The sequence below is a fragment of the Roseospira navarrensis genome, assembly GCF_009601025.1.
Lineage (GTDB): Bacteria > Pseudomonadota > Alphaproteobacteria > Rhodospirillales > Rhodospirillaceae > Rhodospira > Rhodospira navarrensis.
Window position 1 is genome coordinate 22,831 of record NZ_WIVE01000007.1, and the last position, 24,048, is coordinate 46,878.

General features: G+C 73.9%; 3 protein-coding genes (1 of these 3 only partly in view). All 3 read right to left on the reverse strand.

The window, feature by feature from the left end; translation table 11 throughout:
• Tightly spaced (each overlapping or abutting the next), the 3 genes in view from GHC57_RS04025 to GHC57_RS04035 form a layout consistent with a single transcriptional unit that may run on beyond the window.
• Positions 1-2,300, reverse strand: partial view of a non-ribosomal peptide synthetase gene (locus tag GHC57_RS04025; protein WP_153341429.1) — the 5' end (the start) only. Its footprint begins 17,062 nt before the window's first position; the window shows 2,300 of its 19,362 coding nt (coding positions 1-2,300); it begins with the start codon at positions 2,298-2,300; its stop codon lies beyond the left edge, outside the window.
• Positions 2,297-3,643 (reverse strand): flavin-containing monooxygenase, encoded by a 1,347-nt coding sequence (locus GHC57_RS04030; protein WP_343031101.1) that lies wholly within the window; start codon positions 3,641-3,643, stop codon positions 2,297-2,299. The genes GHC57_RS04025 and GHC57_RS04030 overlap by 4 nt, the downstream gene beginning before the upstream one ends.
• Positions 3,640-24,045: an SDR family NAD(P)-dependent oxidoreductase gene (locus GHC57_RS04035; protein ID WP_153341433.1), complete on the reverse strand. Its 20,406-nt coding sequence runs from the start codon at positions 24,043-24,045 to the stop codon at positions 3,640-3,642. Before GHC57_RS04035 ends, GHC57_RS04030 begins: the two co-directional genes overlap by 4 nt.
• Positions 24,046-24,048 lie beyond the last annotated feature (3 nt).

The window sequence follows — 24,048 nt, forward strand, 5'->3', positions numbered from 1 at the left end:
CAGTCCACGGCCGCCCCCGCCGCCCACCGCGCGGCGAGATCCTGCGGCTCCATGCCCACCGGATCGACCGGCGATTCGTCGGTGCGGCGGCCGCGCGCCGCCACGCCGGAGACCACGCCCGGGTCGCGCCGCTCGGCCAGGACGGCGTCCATCCGTCGCGCAAGGTCCGCCGCGTCGTCCACCACGAAGGCCACGCGGTGGCGCATGGCATCGCGTCCGACCTGCAGCGTGTAGGCCAGATCCGGCAGCGGCACCGTCTCCACCACGGCCCGGAGACGGGTCACGGCGGCGCGCAGCGCATCGCCGTCCCGCGCCGAGACCGGCACCACCACGGGCCGCGCGTCGGGCGCACCGGCGGGGAGAGGGGCCGCCGTGTCGGCCCCCCGGTCCTCCTCCAGCACCACATGGACATTGGCGCCACCCGCGCCGAACGAGCTGAGGCCCGCCCGCCGGGGGTGCGCCACCCCGTCGATCAGGGGGCGTTCCCAGGGGCGCGCCTCGGTCAGCAGGTAGAACGGACTCCCCTCCAGGGCCAGCAGCGGATTGGGGTCCTCGCAATGCAGGGTCTTGAAGAGCGTGCCGTTCCGCAGGGCCAGCAGCACCTTGATGAGGCCGGCGAGGCCGGCCGTGGTCTCGGTATGGCCGATGTTGGACTTCACCGAGCCCAGCCCGATGTGCGGCTGGCGTGGCGGCTCCAGGCCATGGTCCGCGTACAGGTCGGCAAAGGCGGTCCGCAGCCCCTCCACTTCCACCGGATCGCCCAGGGGCGTTCCAGTGCCATGGCACTCGATCAGCCCCACCGTGCGCGGGTCGATGCCGGCGGCCCGATGCGCCTCGACGATCAGACGGGCCTGCGCCTTGGGGTTGGGCGCTGTCAGCGAGGTGGCGGTGCCGCCGTGATGCTCCACCGAGGCGCGGATCACGCCCAGGATCGTATCGCCGTCGCGCTCCGCCAGATCCAGGCGCTTCAGCACGACAGCGCCCACACCATCGGCGCGGCCATAGCCATCCGCCCGGCTGGAGAACGTCTTGCACCGGCCGTCCGGGGCCAGCATCCCCACCTTGGAGAACAGGGTATGTTGCAGCGGCGACAGCATCAGGTTGGAGCCGCCCGCGATGGCCATCTCGCAGCCCTCGTGGCGGAGACTCATGACGGCCCGGTGCACCGCCACCAGCGAGCTGGAACAGGCGGTGTCGATCACCTGGCTCGGCCCGTGGATGTCGAGCAGGAACGACAGCCGGTTGGGACAGAAGGCGTGGCCCAGACCCGCCAGTTGCTGCGGCTCCATGATCCCGGCGCGGTTGGCCATCTCGATGTAGTCGAGCAGGTTGATGCCGAGGAACAGCCCCACTTTGCGCCCGGCCAGGGATCCCGGCGCATGGCCCGCATTCTCGATGGCCGCCCAGACGCATTCCATGAACAGGCGATGCTGTGGGTCCATCAGTTCCGCCTCGCGCGGGGCGATGCGGAAAAAGGCCGCGTCGAAGGCATCCACGTCCGGCACGAACCCGCCGACCCGGACATTGGTGAACGGACCCGTGGCCGGATCACCATCCACCGCGCGCCAGTCCCAGCGATCGGCGGGCACCTCTTCCATGCAGTCGGTGCCCGCCCGCAGATGGGCCGCCAGGGTGTCCAGGTCGGGGCTCCCGGGGAAGCGGCCGTCCATGCCGATGATGGCGATCGGGGCCTGAGCCGGGTCGGCCGGACGCCGGACCTCGGCGGGCCCCGGAGACGACGCGGGGGGCGCCGGTGCGGGGGGCGCGGGAGTCGCCGGGGCCGACGCGGCCCACTGCCGCCGGTGGCGGGCGATCCAGGCGTCCGGGGCGTCCGGGGCGTCCGGGGCCTGTGATCCATCGGACGCAGGGACGGCCTCCGGTTCGGGTGTTGGCTCGTTCGGGAACGTTGCGTAGTGCGCGTCGATGGCCGCCGTGTGCCGGGCGCGCAGGATGCGCGCCAGATCGTCCAGATCCCGCGCCTCGAAGAAGGTGGTCGGCGCCACCGAGATGCCGAAGGCGCGCGAGATGCGGGCCATGATCTCGGTGATGGCGATGGAATCCACCCCGAAGTTGGCCAGGTTCTCGGTCGGGTCCAGGTCCTGTTCCGCCATGTGCAGGGCCTGGGCGGCCATGCGCAGAACGTCGTCCTCAAGCCGGCGGTCGGGGCCCGCCTCCCCGGCCGCCTCCGCCTTCGGCTCGGGCGCGACCGCCGCCACGCGGGCGCGGGCCGCCGCGATCAGTTCCTGATCCAGCAGGCGCGCCATCCGTGCGGCGAGGTTTTCTTCGGGAGGAGATGTCATGGCACCCGCACCTCTTCCCGGACCGGAGCACCCTCGCCCAGCATATCGCGATACCGGCGCATGTGGGCGAGCAGCTTCCACAGGTCCGCCTCCCACAGGTGGCGATAGCTGTCGATGAAATACGTCTGCCCCAGATCGGGGGTGTCGACCGTCTTGGCCGTCAGGAACCGCTTCAACCCCGGCAGGTCGTCGAACAGCGCGCGGGCGTAGGCGCGCACGAACAGGCCCTGGGTCTTCAGGCCGTCGCCCAACCCCCCGGCGGCGTTGATGAACCCCATGAACAGCAGGCGGTCGTGGTTGCGCGGCGTCGAATGCAGGAACAGGTCCGGAATCCCCGACCTCCATTCCAACAGGTCGCTGTCGAGAAACGGGAAGCTGCGCTGGTAGCCGGTGGCGTACAGGACAAGGTCCACCTCGGCCTCGGAGCCGTCCACGAAGCGGACCGTCTTGCCGGCGAAGGATTGCACATCACCCTTGGGCACGATGTCGCCGTGACCGATGTGATACAGGATCAGCGAGTTCATCACCGGATGGGCGGCATCCAGCGGATAGTCGGGCCGTGGCAGGCCGTAGTCCGCCCCGTCATAGCCCGCGAGGCGGAACACCTGCTCGATGTACGCCATCGTCTCGGCCTTGGTCTCGAACTTGGTGCCCAGTTCCATCATCCACTGCGGCGTGGGCTTTCCGGCGATGAACTTGGGCTGGTAGTAGTACCCGCGCCGCGTGCTGTGGATGACGCCGGCCGCCTGGGTGACCGCGTCCACCGCGATGTCGCAGCCCGAATTGCCGCCGCCGATCACCAGCACGCGCTTGTCGCGCACCTGATCGGGCGATTTGTAGTCCCGGGCGTGCAGAGTCTCGCCGGCGAAGGCGCCGGGGATCGGCGGATCGGGATAGCGCGGCTCCCGCTGCAGGCCGTTGCAGACGACCACAAGAGGATAAACGAGATCGTGGCCGGCCGCCGTCACCAGCCGCCACGGCCCGCCCGCCGGCTCCAGGCGCGTGACCGGGGCGTTGAAGCGCGCCCGCTCGTAGAGGCCGTGCGCCCGGGCATAGGACCGGATATAGGCGAGCATCTGCCGGTGGTTGGGATAGACCGGATAGTCCGCCGGCATGGGAAAGTCCGGCACCTGGGTGTTGAACTTGGGGGAGATCAGGTGCAGGGACCGATAGGTGCGGCCGCACGGGGCCTCGTCGTTCCACACGCCGCCGAAATCGGCTTCCGCCTCGTACAGATGCACGGTGAAGCCGCCGTCGATCAGCTCGCGCCCCACGCCGATGCCGGTGGGGCCGCCCCCGATGATGGCCACGGTCCCTGCTGTGTCGGTCTCGGTCTTGGTCACGACACGGGCTCCTCGTCCAGGCGGATGTCGCGGCAGTGATCGAGCGCGACCCGGCGCAGGTCCTCGATCACGAGACTGGCCGTCCCGTCCGGGTGATGCAGGCTGAGGGTCAGGCTACGGTCGGCCCCCGGGCCGAGGCGCAGGATCACCCGCGACGGCTGGGGCGCGGGAGCGGTCATGCGCCCGGCCGCCAGCGGGACCGGCAGCACGCCGACGTTCGCGGCCGCCCCGGCCGCATCCGCCTCCAGGAACGCGACCAGACGCCACGCGGCATCCAGGTGCGCCGGATCGAACGCCAGCGCGGGCACACCGGCCGGCCGCGCCAGTTCGGCCGTCAGGGTGTCCCCCGCGCGCCGCACCCAGCGCACGGCCGAGGCCTCCGGCGCCGGGGGGCCGGACCGGACGGCGCAGGCGTCCGCGAAGGCGCGGTAGGCGTCGGAGACATCCGCCCCCACCGCCGCCGCCTCGGCGGTCAGCGCCGCGACCGGCGTCCCGGGATCGTCGGGGGCCACACTGCCCAGATGGCAGGGTGTGGCCTCCTGCCCCGGGGCGGCCATCCGGTAGAGCGCCCCATCCGCATCCACCGCCACCGTGACCTCGACCAGACGCGGCCCCCCGTTCAGGGCGAGCGGCCGTCCCCAGACCAGATGACGCAGCGTGGCGACCGGGCGCCCGGTGGCGCGCGCCACGGCCGCCCGCGCCAGTTCCGGAAGCGACAGCCCGAGCAGCAGGCGCCGCGCGCCGTCCTCGTGCGTGGTCAGGGCCACGCCGTCGCGCTGCACCGGCAGCGTGAAGCGGGCCAGCGTCCCCGGCGCGTCCGAGCCGTCCAGCAGCGGGTGAGGGGCCGGCACCGGCGCAGGCGACACCGCTTCATCGGGGCGGGTCGTCACCCAGTGGCGGTCCCGCGCGAAGGGATACCCGGGCAGGCGGATGCGCCGTCCGGCCGGCCCCGCCGTCCAGTCCACCGCCAGTCCCTTGGCCCACAGGGCCGCCAGACGGTCAAGCTTCTCGGGCACGCCGGAGGCCAGCCATCGCGCGGGCAGGGCCTGCATGTCCGCATCGCCCTCGAACACCGCGACCGCGTCGGCATCCCCCTCCGAGACATGCACCCCCGGCAACGGTTGTCCGGCCGCGACCGAGGCGAGACGCCGCAGCAGCTCGTCCCGGTCCCGGACCACGAACGCCAGCCGGACCGGCAGCGGCGTGCGCCCCACCTGCAGCGTATGGGCCAGATCCGACAGCCGCAGGGTGCGCGCGCCCGCAACGAACCGTTCCATCACCGCCGCGTAATCCAGCAGCCGCGCCCGGGTGCGGGCCGACAGCACGAACACCCAGGGACCGGCCGTGTCCGGCGCTGGCGGGAGGGCCGGGGCCGCCTCCAGGACCGCATGGGCGTTGGTGCCGCTGAAGCCGAACGAACTGACGGCCGCCCGGCGCGGCGAGCCCTCGGGCCAGGGCCGCCGGTCGGTGGCGATCCGGAACGGCGTGCCGTCCAGCCGGATGTGGTCGTTCAGGGTCTCGAAGTGGACGGTGGGGGGCAATTCCCCATGCTCCAGCGCCAGCATGGCCTTCAGCAGGCCGGCGATCCCCGCCGCCGCCAGCAGGTGGCCGACGTTGCTCTTGACGCTGCCCAGCGTGATGTGTCCGGGGCGGTCGCGCACGGCCCGGAAGGCCTCGGTCAGGCCCTCCACCTCGATGGGATCGCCGAGCGCGGTGCCGGTGCCGTGCGCCTCGATCAGCCCGATCGACGCCGGATCGAGACCGAAGCGGTCGTGCACCTCGCGGATCAGGCGGGTCTGAGCCTGGGGATTGGGCGCGGTGATGCCGTTGGTGCGGCCATCCTGGTTGGTGCCCCAGCCGCGCAGCACGGCCCGGATCGGATCGCCGTCGCGGCGCGCATCAGAAAGGCGCTTGAGCATCACCACGCCGACGCCCTCGCCGGGAACGAAGCCGTTGGCGCGAGCATCGAAGGTGTGGCAGCGCCCGTCCGGCGACAGCATGCCCACCTTGCTGGTGTCGATGAACATGGACGGACCGATGAGCACGCAGGCCCCGCCCGCCACCGCCAGATCGGTGTGCCCCGCGCGCAGGCTGTCGCAGGCCTCTGCCACCGCCACCAGCGAACTGGAACAGGCCGTGTCGATGGACAGCGCCGGTCCCTGAAGGTCCAGCATGTGGGCGATGCGGGCCGCCAGGATGGACCCGGAACTGCCGAGCAGGCTGTAGGCGTTGCGCTCGTCGATCAGGTCGGCGTAACCGCTGGGGCCGGCGGCGACATAGACCCCGCAGCGGCTGCCGCCCAGGGTGAGGGGATCACGGCCGGCGTCCTCGATGGCGTGCCAGGCGTGCTGGAGGAACAGCCGCTGCTGAGGGTCCACCAGCTCGGCCTCGCGCGGGGTCATGGTGAAGAACGCCGCGTCGAAGCGGTCGATGTCGCCGATGGCCCCCATCCACTTGCACGTGGACGTGCCGGGATGGTGCGGATCGGGGTGGTAGAACCGATCCACGTCCCAGCGGTCGGGCGGGACCTCGGTGATGCAGTCGCGGCCGGTGGCGATGGCGTCCCAGAAGGCGGCGAGGTCGTCGGCCATCGGGAACCGTCCGGACGCGCCGATGATCGCGATGGCGTCCGTATCCTCGGCTGCGGCGGGCGCGGACGCGGGGTCCGGCGCCGGCGGCGGGACCGGCGCGGCTGCCGGTGCGGGCGCGGGGGCCGGTTCCGGCGCCGGCGGCACCACCCCGGACACATGCGCCACCAGGGCACCCACGGTGGGATGGGCATAGACCGCCGTCGCCGGCAGATCGGTCCCGAGCACCCCGTTCAGGCGCCGGATCCAGGTCACGGCCAGGATGGAGTCCAGCCCCAGGTCCAGGAAGGCCGCGTCGTCGCGGATCTCCGCCGCCGGGATCATCAAGGCCTCGGCCAGGGTGCCGATGACCGTGCCGCGCCCGTCGATCCCCGGGGTCGGGGTCAGGGTCGGGGCGGCATCCGCTGCGGGATCGGCGGAGACCTGCTGTGCGCCAAGTCCGGACACATGCGCCACCAGCGCACCCACGGTGGGATGGGCATAGACCGCCGTCGCCGGCAGGTCGGTCCCGAGCACCCCGTTCAAGAGCCGGATCCAGGTCACGGCCAGGATGGAGTCCAGCCCCAGGTCCAGGACCGCCGCGTCGTCGCGGATCTCGACGGGCGGGATCATCAGGGCCTCGGCCAGGGTCTCCACCACCCGGGCGCGGACATCGCCCGGGGGCGGCGCGGCCGTCTCGCGGCTCGGGGCCGGCGCGGCCGCCCGTGCCGGTTCGGGGAACTTCTCCGCGATGCGGGCGCGCACCCGGTCGCTGCCGACGAAGGTCGTGCGGTGCATCGCCAGTTCCCAGTCCAGCACGGTCTCGATGGCGCGGCGCAGCGGCCGGGCCTGCTCGGCCTTCAGCGCCGTGAGCCGCTCGCGGGGGTGCCGGGCGAGGCGGTGCGCCAGATCCAGCGCCGCCGGCAGCACGGCGGACCCCGGCCGCACGTGCAGGTCCGGTCCCCGCGCCGCCAGATCGCGGCCCCGGTATTCGCGGGCGGTGAACAGCACCTCCCGCCCCAGGTCATCGCCCAGGCGGTGGGGGAACACCAGCGTAGCCCCCGCCCCCGGCGTGAACCCGAACCACAGATAGTTGCTGTGAAGCACCGCCTCGGCGGCCACGATGGCCGTGTCGCAGAACAGGCCGAGCGACCAGCCGGCGCCGATGGCATGGCCCTGCATGGCGGCGATGACCGGCAGGGGGCAGTCCAGCGGCAGGGTGTAGATCCGCCGGTCGGTGAAGGCGGCCGTGCCCTGCTGAAGCGCGGTCAGCCCCTCGCGCGTGCCACCGCACGCGAAATAGCCATCGAAGCCGGTGAGCACCACCACCTTCGCATCGGGCCGGGCGGCGATGGCCGCGAACGCCTCGGTGATCCCGTCCATGAACGCGGCGGTGAAGGTGTTGGCCGCCGCCCGCTCGACCATGCGCAGCACGACCACGCCGTCGTCGTGGGCTTCCAGGTCCATCACGCTGGTGTCAAGCGCGACGCGGCGGCCCGGCCCGGGCTCCGCAAACGGCCCCCCCGGGTCCGACTCCGCCAGGGCGGCCAGCGCCGCGCCGGCGGTGGAGCGGCCGACGTCCAGCGACGGCACCGCCTCGCGCATGTGCCGCTTGAGCGCCACCAGCGGGTCGCGGGGGGCCTCGGCGATGGCGGTGGCGATCTCCTGCGCGGTTGCGGTCACCCGGTCGGCCGCGACCACGCGGAAGCCCGCCGCCCGGAGCGCCGCCGCGTCGAGGGCCCCCCCGGAGAAGTCGAGCCGATGCCCCGGCACCGGGGTCGGACCGTGCAGGCGCGCGGTCTCGGACACCACAATGAAATCCGCCGCCAGCGCCGCCGCAGCCCCGGCCCCCGAAGCGCCGCCGGGCAGGGCCAGCACCACAGGCAGGGGGCACCGACCCAATACTTCGGCCAGCGCCTCGGGCACGTCGCGGCCCCAGTCCCCCCCGGCCACCAGCAGAACCACCCGAACCGCGTCGTCTTCGGCGGCGTCCCCCAGCGCCTGGGACAGACGCGCGGGGTCCACTCCCTGGGCCAGATCGAGCCGCCGCACGCCGGGCGGCGCGTCCTCGCAGGGCACCAGGGCGGGCGCGGCCACCACCGGCAGCGGATCGAGCCGCACGCGCGGCGGGCCGCGGCGGGCCGCGACCGTCGATCCGTCGAACGCGGCCGGGGGCGCCAGCCGCACCTTCGCGGTCTCTACCAGCATCGGCGCAGCGGCCTGCACAGGCGCCGGCGCCGGGGCCTCCTCCGCCACCCAGTAGCGCGTGTCGGCAAGGGGCGTGGTCGGCAGCGGAACCCGACGCCGCCCGGGCAGCGGCAGACGCGCGAACGGCACCCGCTCCCCCTTCAGGAACAGCGCGCCAAGCTGCGCCAGCCCGGCCCGCCAGGCCGTCCCGTCCGAGGGATCCATCCGGTCGATGAGCGCCGCCGCCTCGGTTTCCTGGGACGCGGCGCGGTCATCGACGCGCGCCGTACCGACGCCGCCGCCGGCCTCTCCGGCCAGCCACAGGCGCAGGCGCCGGGCGAGATCCGCCAGGTCGTCGGCGACCACGGCGATACGCTCAGGGGCGGCACGGCGCCCCACCTGCAGCGTAAACGCCACATCCCCGGCCGCCTGATCCGTGCCACCCTCGATGTGCGCGGCCAGCCGCTCGGCCTGGGCGCGCAACAGGGCCTCGCTGCGCGCCGACAGCACGAACAGATGGCTCGGCGCCGGGTCCTCGGGCGTCGGTTCGGAGGCGGGCGCCTCCTGCACCACCACATGGGCGTTGGTGCCGCTGAAGCCGAACGAACTGACCCCGGCCCGGCGCGGCGCGCCGTCGGCGGGGGTCCAGGTCAGCGGTTCGGTCGGCACATGGAAAGGACCGGCGTCGAAATCGATGGCCGGGTTGCCGCCGTCCAGGTGCAGCGACGGCGGAATGGCGCCGGCCTTCAGGCACAGCAGCGCCTTGACCAGACCGGCGATCCCGGCCGCCGAGGTGGCATGCCCGATGTTGGACTTGATCGAGCCGAGCGCGATGCTCCGCCGGGGGAGGCCCGCGCCGCCGAACACGCGGGACAGGGCGGCGTGTTCGATCGGGTCGCCCAGGGGCGTGCCGGTGCCGTGGGCCTCGATCAGGCCGATCCCGGCCGGGTCGATGCCGAAGTCCGCGTGGACGCGGCGCATCAGCGCGTCCTGCGATGCGGCGCTGGGCGCGGTGATGCCGTTGGTGGCGCCGTCCTGATTGACACCCGAGGCGACGATGAGACCGTGCACGGTGTCGCCGTCCGCCAGCGCCTGGGAGAGCGGCCGCAGCAGCACCGCCGCGACGGCCTCGCCGGGGACAATGCCCTCGGCCCCGGCGCCGAAGGCGGCGCAGCGCCCACTGGGGGACAGCATGCCGGCTTGGTTGGCGTAGTGGAAGAAGCGCGGCGAGCACTGCACGAACACGCCACCCGCCAGCGCCATCTCGGACTCGCCGGTCCACAGGCTCTGGCAGGCCATATGGACGGCGACCAATGAACTGGAACAGGCCGTGTCCACGGCCACCGCCGGCCCCTTCAGGTCGAGCCAATAGGCGATGCGCGCCGGGATCAGCGAGGCCGTGTTGCCCCAGAACGCCTGTCCCGGCGGCTGGCGGCGGAACAGTTCCTGATAGTCGCCGTGGCTGGCCCCAACGAACACGCCGCAGCGCCGCCCGGTCATGTCCGGTCCGGCGTGGCCGGCGTGCTCCAGCGTCTTCCAGGCCTCCTCCAGGAACAGCCGCTGTTGCGGGTCCATGTGGGTGGCTTCCAGGCCCGAGATGCCGAAGGACACCGCGTCGAAGCGGTCGATGTGGTCGAGGAAGCTGCCCGTGCGGCCATGCGGTCGGGCCGCCGCCTCGGGGTCGAGCGGCGTCGGGTCGAAGCGGGTGGTCTCGGTCACCAGATCGCGCCCGGCCATCAGGTGGTCCCACAGATCCGCGACCGTTTCCGACCGGGCGAATCGGCCACTCATCCCCACCACCGCGATCGGCTCCCGTGCGGCGGACGGCGGGACAGAGAGCGCGGCGACCGGCGCCGCAGGGACGGGGGCCGGGTCCGGCCCGGATGCCATGCCGGGATGCTCGGCGGCCAGGAAGGCTTCGAGCTGGGCCACCGTGGCGACATCGAACAGGCGGGTGTGGTCGAACGGGATGCCGAGCCGCTGCCGCAGGCGGTGGACGAACTCGGCCCCCAAAATGGAATCCAGCCCCATGTCCGCGAAGGACTGGTCGAGGGCGATGGCCCCCGGCGCACAGTTCAGGGTTTCGGCCAGCGTTCCCACCACCGCATCCCGCAGCGTGCCGGTGCGCGCCCGGATGGGATGCACCTGCGCGTCCGGCGCGGCGATCCCCCCCACGGCGCGGGCCGCGATGATCTGCTGGCCGAGGCGGCGCTCCGCCTCCGACGACCCGGCGACCCAGGCGAGGCCGCAGCCCTCCAGCACCATCCGCCAGCTCTCCGGGGTCAGGGCCGGCGTGCCGGGGATGCGCCGCGCGGGATCGGTGACGCGCCACCAGCCGTCCAGCAGGCCGAAGGTCACATGGGTGAACAGGGTCGCCATGCTGGTTTCGTTGACCAGCAGCACCCCGTCCGGCGCCAGGGTCTCGCGCACCAGGCTCACGGTCTGGTGCATGTCGGCGGTGGCGTGCAGCACGTTGGCGGCGATCACCAGGTCATGGGCGCCGGGCTCCACGTCCTGCCCCGCCAGCGGCTGTTCCAGGTCCAGCAGGGCCGTGCGCAGCCCGGGCACCCGGTCCGCATAGGTCCGCTCCGCATGGATCAGGAAGGCGCGCGAGACGTCGGTGTAGCAATACGCCGCCACCGCGTGCCGCAGGGGCTCCAGGGCCTCGAACACCGCTTCGCTGGTGCCGCCGGTGCCCGCGCCGATCTCCAGGATGCGCAGCCGAGCCTGGGGGTCCTTGGCGAGCCGCCGGCGCACCTCTGCGGCCGCGGCGTCCGCCACAGTTCGGCTGAAGCGGGCGGCGACCGGATTGTCCTTGTAGACCGCCTCGACCAGCCGCATGGACCCATCCGGGAACAGCACGTCGGTGGCCCGCCTTCGGCCGGCCAGGATGTCGGGCAGGGCGCGCAGGGCCGTCTCGGCGAGGGTCATCTGCGCCGCCGGACCACCGGCGGCCTTGTGGGCGTCCCACGCCGCCCAGGCCTCGGCCGGGGTCATGGTCGGGATGTCCGGGACAAGCCGCCCGGCGGCCTCCACCCACGGCGCAAGGGCGGCTGTGACGGCCTCGGGCGGGACCGCCCTCAACACCGCCTTCAGCACCTGACCCACATGCCGGTCCAGCGCGGCGTTGGCGGCCTCCAGGCCCGGATCGCCGACGGGGGCGGCAATCAGCACGGCCGCATCATCGGCGCGGCCGGACAGCCAGAACCTTTCGCGGGCGAAGGGATAGGTCGGCAGGCGGACAATAGACGGCCGTACGGGGGACGGCCGTACGGGGGACGGGCGCGGCAGGGCCGCCCAGTCCACATCCAGTCCCGCCACCCACAGGCGCAGCAACTCGTCCAGGCGTCCGTCCCGCCACAGCGGTCCCGCTTGGTCGCTTAGGGCGCCCTCGGCCAACAGCGGTCCCAGCGGGGATTGCGTTGGGTCGGCGCGCCCGGCGTGCACCCCGGTCAGGTCCGTCCGGCCCTCAAGCCAGCCGCGCAGCGCCGCCTTGAGCGCCGCCCGGTCGGCGACCACCAAGCCCAGCCGGCAGGCCATCGCCTCGCGCCCCACCTGCAGGGTATAGGCGATGTCCGCGAGGGAGTCCGCAGCCTCCTCCTCCGCAGGACCGCCAGGGCGCAGCAGATCCGCCAAAGCGTCCAGGGTGTCGGCGCGGGCGAAGGCGACTGGGTCCAGGGCGTGGCCGCCCCAGTCCTCGGCGCAGCGCCGCAGCCCCAGGCGCTGGGGCGCGTCCAGCCCCAGGGCATCCAGCGGCTCGGCGGGGTCCACGTCGTCCGGGGTCACGCCCAGAGCCCCGGCCACATGCGCCCGCAGGTCCGGCAGCGGATCGAGGGGCGCGGCGTCCGTCACCGGCGCCCGGTCGAGCCAGTCGAGCAGACGTTCGGCGGACTCGCGCAGGCGGTCCTCGTCCAGGGCCGACAGGACGACCGCCTGCGGGCCAGCGTCGGCGGGGCGATCAGACCCCACCGACGGGCCGGACCATTCCTCCACCACCACATGGGCGTTGGCGCCGCCGGCCCCGAACGACGACACCCCGGCGATGCGCGGCCCGTCGGGCTGCCAGGGGGCGGCCGTCCGCTGCAACACGAAGGGGCTGCCCTCCAGGTCCAGGTCCGGATTGACGGCCTCCGCGAGCAGCGTCGGCGCCAGCGTGCGGTGTTTCATCTGCAGGATGACCTTGGTCAGCCCGGCGAGACCCGCCGCCGCCTCCAGATGGCCGATCATCGACTTGACGGAGCCCAGCGCACAGAACGCCGCCCGGTCGGTCCCGGCGCGAAACGCCTCGGTCAGGCCCGCCAGTTCGATGGGATCGCCCAGGGCGGTGCCGGTGCCGTGCGCCTCGATGCAGGTCACCGCGTCGGGTGACACGCCGGCCCGGTCCAGCGCGGCGCGGATCAGGTCGGCCTGCGCCGCCGGGTTGGGCACCGTATAGCCGTGGGTGTGGCCGCCGTGGTTGACGGCGCTGCCCCGGATGACGGCGTGGATGGCATCGCCGTCCGCCAGCGCGCGCGACAGCGGCTTCAGCAGCAGGCAGCCCACGCCCTCGCCGGGCACGAAGCCATCCGCCCCGGCGCCGAAGCTGCGGCACCGGCCCTCGCGGCTGAGCATGCGGGCGGCGCTCAACTCGATGTAGGTGGTGGGGTGCAGGTACAGGTTCACGCCGCCGGCCAGCGCCATGGCGCAGGCCCCGGCCCTGAGCTGGTCGCAGGCTTCGTGGATCGCTGTCAGCGACGACGAGCACATGGTGTCGATGGGCAGGCTCGGCCCCGACAGGTCCAGGACATGCGAAATCCGGTTGGCGGCGCCGGCGAACGAGGTGGAGGGCCGCACCCGCGCCCCGCCCTCGGTCGTGAAGGGGCCGTGCAGCGCATAGCCCGTCTTGGTGATGCCGACGAATACACCCACGCGCGCGCCGCCGCCGCTGGCGTCGGTGCCCGCCACGGCGCGCAGGCGGGCGCGGGAATAGCCGGCATCCTCGCACGCCGCCCAGGCGCTCATCAGGATCAGGCGCTCCTGCGGATCCATCGCGGCGGCCTCGCGGCGCGAGATCCGGAACACCTGCGGGTCGAAGTCGGCGAAGCCCTCCAGGAAAGCGCCGTGCCGGGCATAGCTCAGGCCCTGGGCCACGGCCTCGTCCGGGTCGGGATGCAGGAAGCCGTCCAGGGACCAGCGGTCGGCGGGGATCTCGCCCACCGCGTCCCGGCCCGCGACCAGCGCGTCCCAGAAGGCGTCCAGGTCGGGCGCGCCGGGATAGCGGCCGCTCATGCCGATGATGGCGATGGGCTCGGCGGCGCGCGCGCTTGGTTGGGCCGGCGCGGGGGCCGGGGCGGCCATCGGTTCGGGCGCGGGACCGGCATCCACCGCAAGGCCGGTCCAGCGTCGGCAGGCGGTGGTGTGATCGCGGGCGAGGTGGCACGCGACCGCACCCAAAGTGCGATACCGGAACAGCAGCGTCTTGGGCAGAGCCCCGAACGGTTCGGCCAGCGCCGCAGTGAGGCGCGTGACCATCAGGGAGTCGATGCCGTAGTCCTCCAGCGGCGCGGCGGCCTGGATGCGCGCCGCCTCGATCCCCGAAACCTGGGCCAACAGCGTCCGCAGCCGGGCCTGCGTGCGGGCCTCCAGCGCCGCGTCCGGGGTCGGTTCATCGGAGATCGGAGCGGCTCCAGACTCCGGTGTGGGGGCGTCCGACACGGCCCCGTCCAGCCCGAAAAAGGCCCGGATCCGTGCGGCATCGCCCGCGATCACGGCGGCCTGGGGCTCGCCGGAGGCCAGCACCGCATGCAGCGCGGCGAGGCCCGCCTGTGTTTCCAGCGGGCGCTGTCCCATGCGGCGGAACAGGGCCGCTTCCGTCGCCGCGTCCACGGTCATGCCGCCGTCGCGCCACAGCGGCCAGTTCACGGAGACGACCGGCGGCCCCGCGCGGTGCGCCAGGGCATCCAGCGCCCCGTTGGCGGCGGCGTAGCCGGCCTGACCCGCGTTGCCGACGGCCCCGGCCAGCGACGAGAACAGCACGAAACAGTCCAGGTCCAGCCCGGCGCAGGCGTCCCGGAGCGCCAGAGCCCCCGCCACCTTGGGTGTCATCACATGGTCAAGGGCCGCATCGGACGTGTTCGGCACCAGCCCGTCGCGCAGCCGCCCGGCGCAGTGCAGGACCCCCGTCAGCGTGCCGTGGATCTCCAGGATATGCCGCACCAGGGTCGAGACGGCGGCGGGATCGGCCGCATCCACCTGCCGATAGGCGGCGACCGCGCCCGCCCTCCGCACGTCGTCCAGGATCGCCTCGCGCGCTGTGTCCAGCGGCCCGGACCCGGCCAGCACGACCACCGCGCCGGCGGTCGTCTCCGCGATGTCGTGGGCCAGGAGGCGGCCCAGCCCGCCCATGCCGCCGACGATCAGATAGACGCCGCGCGGGCGCCAGCGGTGGGGCTCGGCTCCGTCGGGCAAGGCGCGCCAGGCGCGCACGACCCGGCGGCCCTCCCCGAGGCGAACACGGCTGTCGGCGCCCGATTCGGCGGCCAGCAGGCGCCCGGCCGTCGCGGCGTCGAGACCGGCGGGCAGTTCCACCACCTGCCCGGTCAGCCGGGGGTCCTCCAGCGCCGCCGTGTCGAGCATCGCCCCCAGCCCGGCCGCAAGCCCCGCGTCATCCACCGGCACGGCGAGTTGGAGCAGGACCGGCGCGGCGTCCGCGTCCCGCATCATGTCGCGCAGCAGACCGAGCAGATCGCGCGCGGCGGCGGCATACCGCGCGGCCGTATCGCCCCCGGGCCGAGACAGCGGCCGGACGTCCGCGCCCGCCCCGGGGGCAACATCCACCCCGCAGGTGACGATCAGGCGCCGCCGATCCAGGGCGGCCGTCGCGGCGGGGGCCTCGACCCAGCGCGGCACCAGGATCATGGCGGGGGCGGCGGGCTCCTCCGACACACCCGCCCCCGGCACCCAGAACCGGGTCGGCGCGAAGGGCGTGGGCGGCAGCGGTGCGCGCCCGACCGTCAGGTCGGCCGGCGCCTCCTCCAGCACGACGTGGGCGTTGGCGCCCCCGAACCCGAAGCTGCTGACCCCGGCCCGGCGCGGCCCGTCCGGCCGGCGCGGCCAGGGCTCCCGCGTGCGCACCAATCGGAAGGGGCTGCCCTCCAGCGACAGGTGCGGGTTGACGGCCTCGCAATGCAGCGTGGGCGGCAATTCCTCCCGGCCCAGGGCCATCAGCACCTTGACCACGCCGGCCAGACCGGCGGCGGCCTCCAGGTGGCCGATGGCGGATTTGACCGTGCCCAGGCCGATGAAGGGCGCGGGCACGGTCTCCGTGCCCAGCAGGGCCGCATAGGCCCGGCGCAGGCCCTCCACCTCCACGGGGTCGCCCAGGGCCGTGCCGGTGCCGTGCGCCTCGATGTACGAGACAGAGCGCGGGTCGAGCCCGGCCATGGCCTGTTCGATCAGGGCGGCCTGCGCCGTCACGCTGGGCGCGGTGAGGGACCCGGCGCGACCGCCGTGGTTCTCCGCCCCGCCGACCAGCAGACCCAGCACGCGGTCGCCATCGCGCCGGGCCGCCGCCAGGGGCTTGAGCAGCAGGGCCGCCACGCCCTCACCCCGCCCATAGCCGTCGGCGGCCGCGCCGAAACTCTTGCAGCGCCCGTCCGGGCTCAGCATGCCCGCCGCCTGCGGCCCCAGGAACCCGTCTGTGCTCAGGCACAGGTTCACGCCGCCCACCAGCGCGGCGCCGCAGCGCCCGGCGCGCACCGCCTCCGCCGCCCGCAACAGGGCGATCAGCGAACTGGAACAGGCCGTGTCGATGGCCTGGCTGGGGCCGTGAACGTCCAGCCCATGCGACAGCCGGTTGGCGACCATGGCCAGCGAATTGCCGGTCGCCCCGTAGCCGTCCCGCGCCACCCCTTGGGCGCGCAGCAGGTCGGCATAGTCCAGGGCCGTGACGCCGACGAACACACCCAGATCGCGCGGCACCTCGTCCGGTCGGTACCCCGCGTTTTCGATGGCGTGCCACGCGACCTCCAGCAGCAGGCGCTGCTGCGGGTCCATGCGTTCGGCCTCGACCGGCGAGACCTTGAAGGCGGCGGCGTCGAAGCGGTCCACATCGTCCAGGAACCCGCCCCGCCACGGCGCATTCCCCGCGCAGAGCCGGTCCCGTGGCATGTCCCGGGTCAGGTCCCGCCCGTCCAACAGGGCGTCAAAGAACCGCTCGACGTCGGGCGCCCCGGGGAACCGGCCGGCCATGCCGATGATGGCCACCGCGTCGTCCGGCGTGTCGGGCGGATGCAGCGCGGGCGTGGGGAGGAACACGGGTTCCGCCCGCGCGGCCGGGACGACGGCGGGGCCATCCGGCACCGTCGGGCGCACGCCGTGGCGGGCGATCAGGTGCCGGGCCAGCGCCTCCACATGCGGGCATTCGAAGAAAACGGCGGGCGAGAGCTGAATCCCGTGCGCCTGGGAGATGTCGGCGGCCAGACGCGTCAGCGAGATGGAATCGAAGCCAAGGTCATGGAAGGACTCCCGCGCGCCCAGATCCGCGACCGGGAACTTCAGGATGTCCGCCGCCTGGACGCGCAGGGCATCGATCAGGGCCGCCTCGTCCGCGCCTGCGGTCACGCCGCTCTCGGGGGTGTTGTCCGAGGTGTCGTCCTCGGGGGGGGCTGCCGCGTGCTCCGGCGCGCCGGTCCGCACGCTGGTCCATCCGCCGACGGGCGCGCCGTCCGCGTCCAGGAAAGACAGGTCGAAGACCCCGCCGTCGGCCGGCCGTGCGACGATCCGGGCCACGTCGCCACCATCCGGACGGCTCCAGGCGCCCGCGACCCGCGACAGCCCCGCCGGGGCGCTGTCCGGCCGGGCCAGGCACAGCACCTGGAAGGCGGCGACCACGGCGGGCGCGGGAAGCTGCTGGTGGCGCTTGAACCTGTCCTGCTGGGGCGGGTCGGGACGCAGCGTGGCGACCACGCCGCCGTCGGGCCGCACCCGGGCCGTCTCCAGCACATCGCCGAACGGCCCGGGATCAAGACCGCGCTCGGCCAGGGTCGCCGTGATGGCGGCCGTATCCAGCGACCGCCCGCCCTCGCCCATCGGCGCCGGCGCGTCCGACGGGGACACCCGCCCCACCTCGGCCTCGGCCCAGGGTATGGCCACCCCGTCCGCGTCCACCACGTCCAGCACCACGCGCGCCGGATCGGATCCCTCGACGCGGGCCCGAAGGTCGGTGACGCGGGACCAGTCCGGCGCGCGCCGCACCACGAGATGGCGCAGGGCGAACGGCCGGGGCAGCGCCGCCAGATGGGCCACGGCCGCCACCGCCTCCACCGCGACCGTCGGCACGAGTCCCCGGCGGCGCTGGTGGCTGACGCCGTAATCCAGCAGTTCGTCCAGGTGGACCGCCGTCGCGTACCGCAGGCCGGTGCTGTCGGACTCGTTGCGGCCCACCAGCGGATGCAGCTTCAGCCGCGACCCCAGCGGGTGAACGACCGAGGGCGCGTCGGGATGCTCGGGATACCAGCAGCGCACGCGCTCGAAGGGATACGGCGGCAGCGGCACCCGGCACGGCTGGCGGCCTTCGTGCAGCCGCGCCCAGTCGATGGCGGTGCCCCGCGTCCAGGCCGCCGCCACCGCCGCCAGATCGCGGGCGCGCACGGCGGCGTCGAGGTGCCGGGTGTCGGGATCCGGATCGGCATCGAGAACGGAGGGCGTGTAGTACAGACCCGCGTCCGCGTCCGGGGCCGGATCGTCTCCCAGGCCGGTCAGGCGCGCCGCCGCGCCCTCAAGGTCCTCGGCCACCAGGGCCAGACGACAGGGCAACTCGGTGCGGCCGACCTGGAGCGTAAAGGCCACGTCGTCCAGGCGCAGGTCGGGGGTCGCGGCCACGTGGTCCCGGAACCGGGCCAGCACCCGGCCCAGCGCCCGGGGCGTCATGGCGGAGAAGACCAGCAGCTCCGGCCCCCGGGGCGCCGGGCGCGCGGGGCGGGCGGGCGGTTCCTCGATGATGATGTGGGAGTTCATGCCGCCGGCCCCGATCGAGGTGACCCCGGCACGGCGCGGCAGTTCCCTCCCCTCGCTGTCCCGGGGCCGCGCCCAGGGGGTCAGCGCGCGCTGCACGAAGAAGGGCGTCTCGTCGAACGGTATGTTCGGGTTCAGCGTCTCGGCGTGCAGCGACGGGGCGATCTGGCCATGCCGAAGCTGCATCAGCACCTTGGCGATGCCGGCGAGCCCCGAGACACCCAGCAGGTGGCCGACGTTGCTCTTGACCGTGCCCAGCGGGCAGATGCCGTTGGTGAGGGTGTGGCGGCGGAAGGCGCGGGTCAGGGCCTTGACCTCGATGGGATCGCCCAGCGCCGTGCCCGAGCCGTGGCCCTCCACATAGCTGAGGGTGCCGGCATCAAGGCCGGCATCGTCCAGGGCCTGTTCGATGGCCACCGCCTGTTGCGCCGGATTGGGCACGGTGAAGCCGTTGCGCACCCCCGCGTTGCTGATGCCGGTGCCCCGGATGACGCCGTGGATGTGATCGCCGTCGCGCAGCGCGTCCTCCAGCGTCTTCAGGACCACCGCGCCCACGCCTTCGCCCAGGATGGTGCCGTCGGCCCCCAGCCCGTAGCCCCGGATGACATCGGCGGTCTTGCTGGTGAAGTGCTCCTGCGAGGTGGCGATCAGCTTTTGCGGATGGGACATCAGGTTGACGCCGCCCGCCAGCGCCATCCGGCAGCGCCCGGCGCGCAGCATGTGCACCGCCTCGTGCACGCAGGTGGAGGCGGCCGAACACATGGTGTCCAGGAAGTAGGACGGGCCGGTCAGGCCGTAATAGTACGAGACCATGTTCGGCAGGGTGCCCGTGTAGCTGCCGCTGGCGGGGGAACCCCGCATCAGCATGTTCTGGAAGCCGTACAGGTCGTACTCGTTGCTCATGGCGCCGACGATGACCGCCACGTCCCCGCCCAGGCGGGTCTGCAGGGTCTCGCGGGAATAGCCGGCGTCCTCGAACGCCTCCACGCTGGCTTCCAGGAACAGCCGCACCTCGGGCGCCATCAGGGTCGCCTCGGCCTGCGAGATGCGGAAGTAGCGTGGGTCGAACAGGTCGATGCCGTCCAGGAAGGTGCCGGTGCGCACCACGGTCTTGCCCAGCACGTCCCGGTCCGGGTGCAGCAGGGCGGCATGGTCCCAGCGCTCTTTCGGATAGGGCTCGAAGCCGTGCGCGCCGCTGGCCAGCATGGACCACAGCTCGGCCGGCGTGTTGGCATGCGACGCCCGCAGCGACAGCCCGACGATGGCGATGTCATGCCGGTCGGCCGGACGGGGCTCGGCCGGCCGGGTCTCGGTCGGCCGGGGCTCGGTCGAGAGGGGTTCGGGCGCGGGTGCGGACGCACGCGCCGGCCCCAGCGCGGCCAGCAGGGCATCGCGGTGGTCCTCGGCCAGATGCGCGCCGATCCCGTCCAGATCGACGAACTCGAAGAACAGGGTCTTGGACAGGGGTCCCAGCGCCTCCTCCAGGCGGTTGGTCGCCTCGACGATGGCGATCGAGTCCAGTCCGTATTCCTCCAGCTTGCGGTGGGTGCGGATCTGCGCCGGCTCCATCCGCAGCACATCGGCCAGCACCTCGCGCACGAAGGCGGCGGCGCGGGCCGGCAGGTCCGCCGGGGCCTCGGGCGGTGCTTGTCCGGACGGCGCATCGGCCGTGGCCTCGGGCACGGCGCGGGCGGGAGCCTGGGCGGCGGCCCCTTGCGCCGCCAGCGCCTCATGAATCCGCGCCTGATCCCCGTGCAGCACGATGCAGCGCGGAAGATCAGGCGCGGACAGGATGCGGTCCAGCGCCGCCAGACCGGCGGCGGTGGGCAGGGGCGCCACCCCGAGGCGGCGCGTCATCGCGGCCTGGGTGGGCGCATCGACGGTCATGCCGCCGTCGGCCCAGAGCGGCCAGGAGACGGCCACCGTCCGCCCCGACCGCGCCCCGGCGGCCACACGGTCGGCGCGCTGCGCGGCGAAGGCGTCCATGAAGGCGTTGGCTCCGGCGTAGAGCGACTGCCCCGCAGTTCCGAAGGCGGCGGCGACCGACGAACACAGCACCATCAGGTCCAGCGGCGCGTCGGCCGTGGCGGCATCCAGATTGACGAGACCCGCCACCTTGGGCGCCAGAGCGGCGGCCCCGCCCTCGATGTCGCGCGTCAGGATATAGCCGTCGTCCAGCACCCCGGCGGCGTGGATGATCCCCTTCAGCGGGCCGACCTCCGCCCCGATCCACGCCACGGTCCGGGCCACCGCCGCCGCGTCCGTCACATCGCAGGCGGTCACATGCACGGTCACCCCGGCCCGTCGCAGGGCGTCGAGGCGGGCCGTCGCGGCGGTATCCGGCTCGGCCCGGCGACCGCTGAGGACGAGGGCGCGCGCCCCGCGCTCCGCCAGCCACGCGGCGAAGATCAGGCCCAGGCCACCGAGCCCGCCGGTGATCCAGTAGGACGCCTCCGGATCAAGGGTCGGGGCGGGCGCGGCCGGCGGGTCGAACGCCTCCGCCCGCAGGGCCTCGCGCTGGCCGTGACGGTGGCGAAGCTCGGTCTCGGTGTCGTCCCGCTCCGCCTCGGCGGCGATCAGATCCGCGAGCGCCTCCGGGGCGAGGCCGGTTGGTACGGTGACGACCGCGCCCCCGGCCTTCGGGGTCTCGACCGCCGCCGTGCGCAGACAGGCGGCGAGCGGCGCGGTCAGCGGCGGCGGCAGGGTGGCTGGGGCCACCACCAGCACCTGTTGCGCCTCCCGCCGCGCCGCGCCCAGGACCGGGACCAGACGGCGGTTGAGATCGACGATCCAGGCCGTCGCGGTCGCGGCGAGATCATCGGGGTCGGCTTCCGGCAGGCGCGCGACATCCAGGCCCGTGCGCGCCGCCAGATCGTCCGCCACCGCCGGGGTCCAGCCCGCGAGCAGCACGGTGGTGCGACGGGCGTTCGATGCCCGGACCAGCGGCGCCGGCTGCCAGGCGGGCCGGGCGAACACCACGGGCGCCGCCGCCGCGCGATCCCCGGTCGCCGGTGCGTCGGCGGCGGGCATCCGGCGCAGCACCAGATCCTGGAGGACCGCACAGACGGTGCCGTCGGCGTCGCACAGCGTGATGTCCAGATGCCGCACGGCCTCGCCCCCCCGCGTGCCCGGCGTCGGCCGGACATGGGCCCAGACCCGCGCGGGGCACGGGGCGTGCACGGTGACCCCGCGACAGGTGAAGGGCACGGCGGCCCCGGTCGCCGGGGTCTCGTCCAGCGCGACCCACGCCTGGATGGCCGCATCGAGCAGGACCGGGTGCAGCGCCATGGCATCGAGGGTCGGCAGCAGGCGACGGGGCAGCTTTAATTGGGCCAGCACCTGCCCGGCCCCGCGCCGGACCTGCGCCAGGGCCCGATAGGCGGGCCCGTGCCGCACCCCGCTGTCCACCAGTCGGCGGTAGCAGGTCTCCACCGGCACATCCTCCGCCACGTCGCGGCGCAGCGCCTCCAGGTCGAGGGGCGTCGGCGCAACCGCGTCGAGACGCACCAGACGTCCCTGGGCGTGCGGCGCGGCCCCGGCCTCCGCCACCGCGAACCCGACGCTGCCGTCGTCCCGGCGGGTCAGGCGCGTTTCCACCGTCACCGGCCGCCCCTCGCCTCGCAGCGGGCGGGTCCAGGCGATGCCCTCCAGCGCCACCCCGGCGACCGGCGCGTCCGGCTCGGCCAGCGCCAGGGCGGCGCGGGCCATCTCCAGCGAGGCGGTGCCGGGCAGCACCCGAACCTCGTTCACATGGTGGTCGGCCCACACGAAGGCGGTGTCGTCGAGCACCGTGCGGAAGCGCGGGCCGTCGAAGCCCGAGACGTTGCGATGCAGCAGGGGATGGGGCACCGGCGCGTCGTCCTTGACCGCGACCGCGTCGTCCATCCAGTGCCGCTCGCGCGTGAAAGGATAAAGGGGCGCATGAATGCGGCGCGGCGGGGCCCGGGGGTCGAGGAGCGCCCGCCAGTCCACGGCCTCCCCCGCCGCCCAGCGCGCCGCCAGTCCGGCCGCATCGTCGGTCGGGGCCTCGGCGTCGGGGGCCACGACGGCGGGATGTCTCTCCCCGGCCGCCACCGCGCGCAGGGCGGCGACCAGCGTGTCGCGATCGGCGGCCACCAGGGCGCGGCGCTCCGCCATCGCGACGCGGCCCACCTGGAGCGTGTAGGCCAGGTCGGCGGCAAACCGGGCGCCGCGCCCGGCTTCCAGCGCATCGGCCACGTCCCCGGCATAGGCGCGCAGGGTCGCTTCGGTCCGGGCGGACAGCGGCAGCACGAGCGGCCCGGCCGTGGCGCCGGCGGCGAACGTGACGGGCGGATCCTCCAGCACCACATGGGCGTTGCTGCCCCCGAACCCGAAGGCACTGACGCCGGCCCGGCGCGGCCGGTCCGCGCGACGGCGCCAGGGCGTGGCGGCGGTCTGGATGCGGAACGGCGTCCCGGACAGGTCGATCAGCCGGTTGAGCGTCTGGAATCCCACGGTCTCCGGGATCACGCCATGGCGCAGCGCGGCCAGAACCTTGACGACACCGGCGACCCCCGCCGCGCCCTCCAGGTGGCCGATGTTGGTCTTGACCGACCCGATCCCGCAGGACTCCGGCTGCGGCTGCGTGCCGGCCTCGGCGTGCAGGGTCGCGAAGGCCTGCTTCAGGCCGGCGATCTCGATGGGGTCGCCCAGCGGCGTGCCCGTCCCGTGCGCCTCGATGTAGTCGATGGTCCCCGGCGTCACGCCGGCGTCGCGGTGGACCCGCTCGATCAGGGCGGCCTGGGCCTTGGGGTTCGTGACCGTCAGCGAGTTGGTGCGGCCCCCGTGATTGACGCCGATCCCCCGGATCACGGCATGGATCGGATCGCCGTCGGCCCGCGCCCGGGCCAGGGGCTTGAGCAGCAGCGTGGCCGCGCCCTCGCCGCGCACGTAGCCGTCGGCCCCATCGTCGAAGGTCTTGCTGCGGCCCTCGCGCGACAGCATGCCGGCCTTGGAGAAGGCGACGAAGTGGTTCGGTGACCAGATCAGGTTGACGCCCCCGGCCAGGGCCTGGTCGCACTCGCCGCCCTGCAGCGCCCGCACGGCCTCGTACAGCGCCGTCATCGACGCCGCGCAGGCCGTATCGTTGGTGATGCTGGGGCCCTGGAAGTCGAAGAAATGCGAGACCCGGTTGGCGATGATCGAGAACGCGATGCCCGTCGGCGTGTAGGCATCCACCGCCGCCAGCCGCTTTTCCAGAAGCTCGGCATAGTCCCAGTGGCAGACACCCAGATAGACCCCGGTGCGGCTGCCGGCCAGGGCGTCGGCGGCGTAGCCCGCGTCCTCGATGGCGTGCCAGGCGGTTTCCAGGGCGAGGCGCTGCTGCGGGTCCATCCAGGCCGCCTCGCGCGGCGAGATGTTGAAGACCGGCGCGTCGAAGCCGTCCGCGTCCTCCAGGAATCCGCCCCAGACGCTGCTGGTGTAGTTGCCCCGCGCCGGGTTGCCCTTCAGGGCCTGGGCATCCCATCGGTTGGCCGGAACCTCCGAGATCAGGGACCGGCCCGCGGCCAGATGCCCCCAGACCCCGTCCAGGCGGTCAGCGCCCGGCAGGCGCAGGCCGACCCCGATGATGGCGACCGGCTCGGCGGACGGATGGGGGGCGGACGGACGGGCGGCGGGCGGGGTCATGGTCATGGC

Bases quoted from the DNA above. Each gene is read 5' to 3' on its own strand.
- GHC57_RS04035 (WP_153341433.1), bottom strand. From the start codon at position 24,045: ATGACCATGACCCCGCCCGCCGCCCGTCCGTCCGCCCCCCATCCGTCC.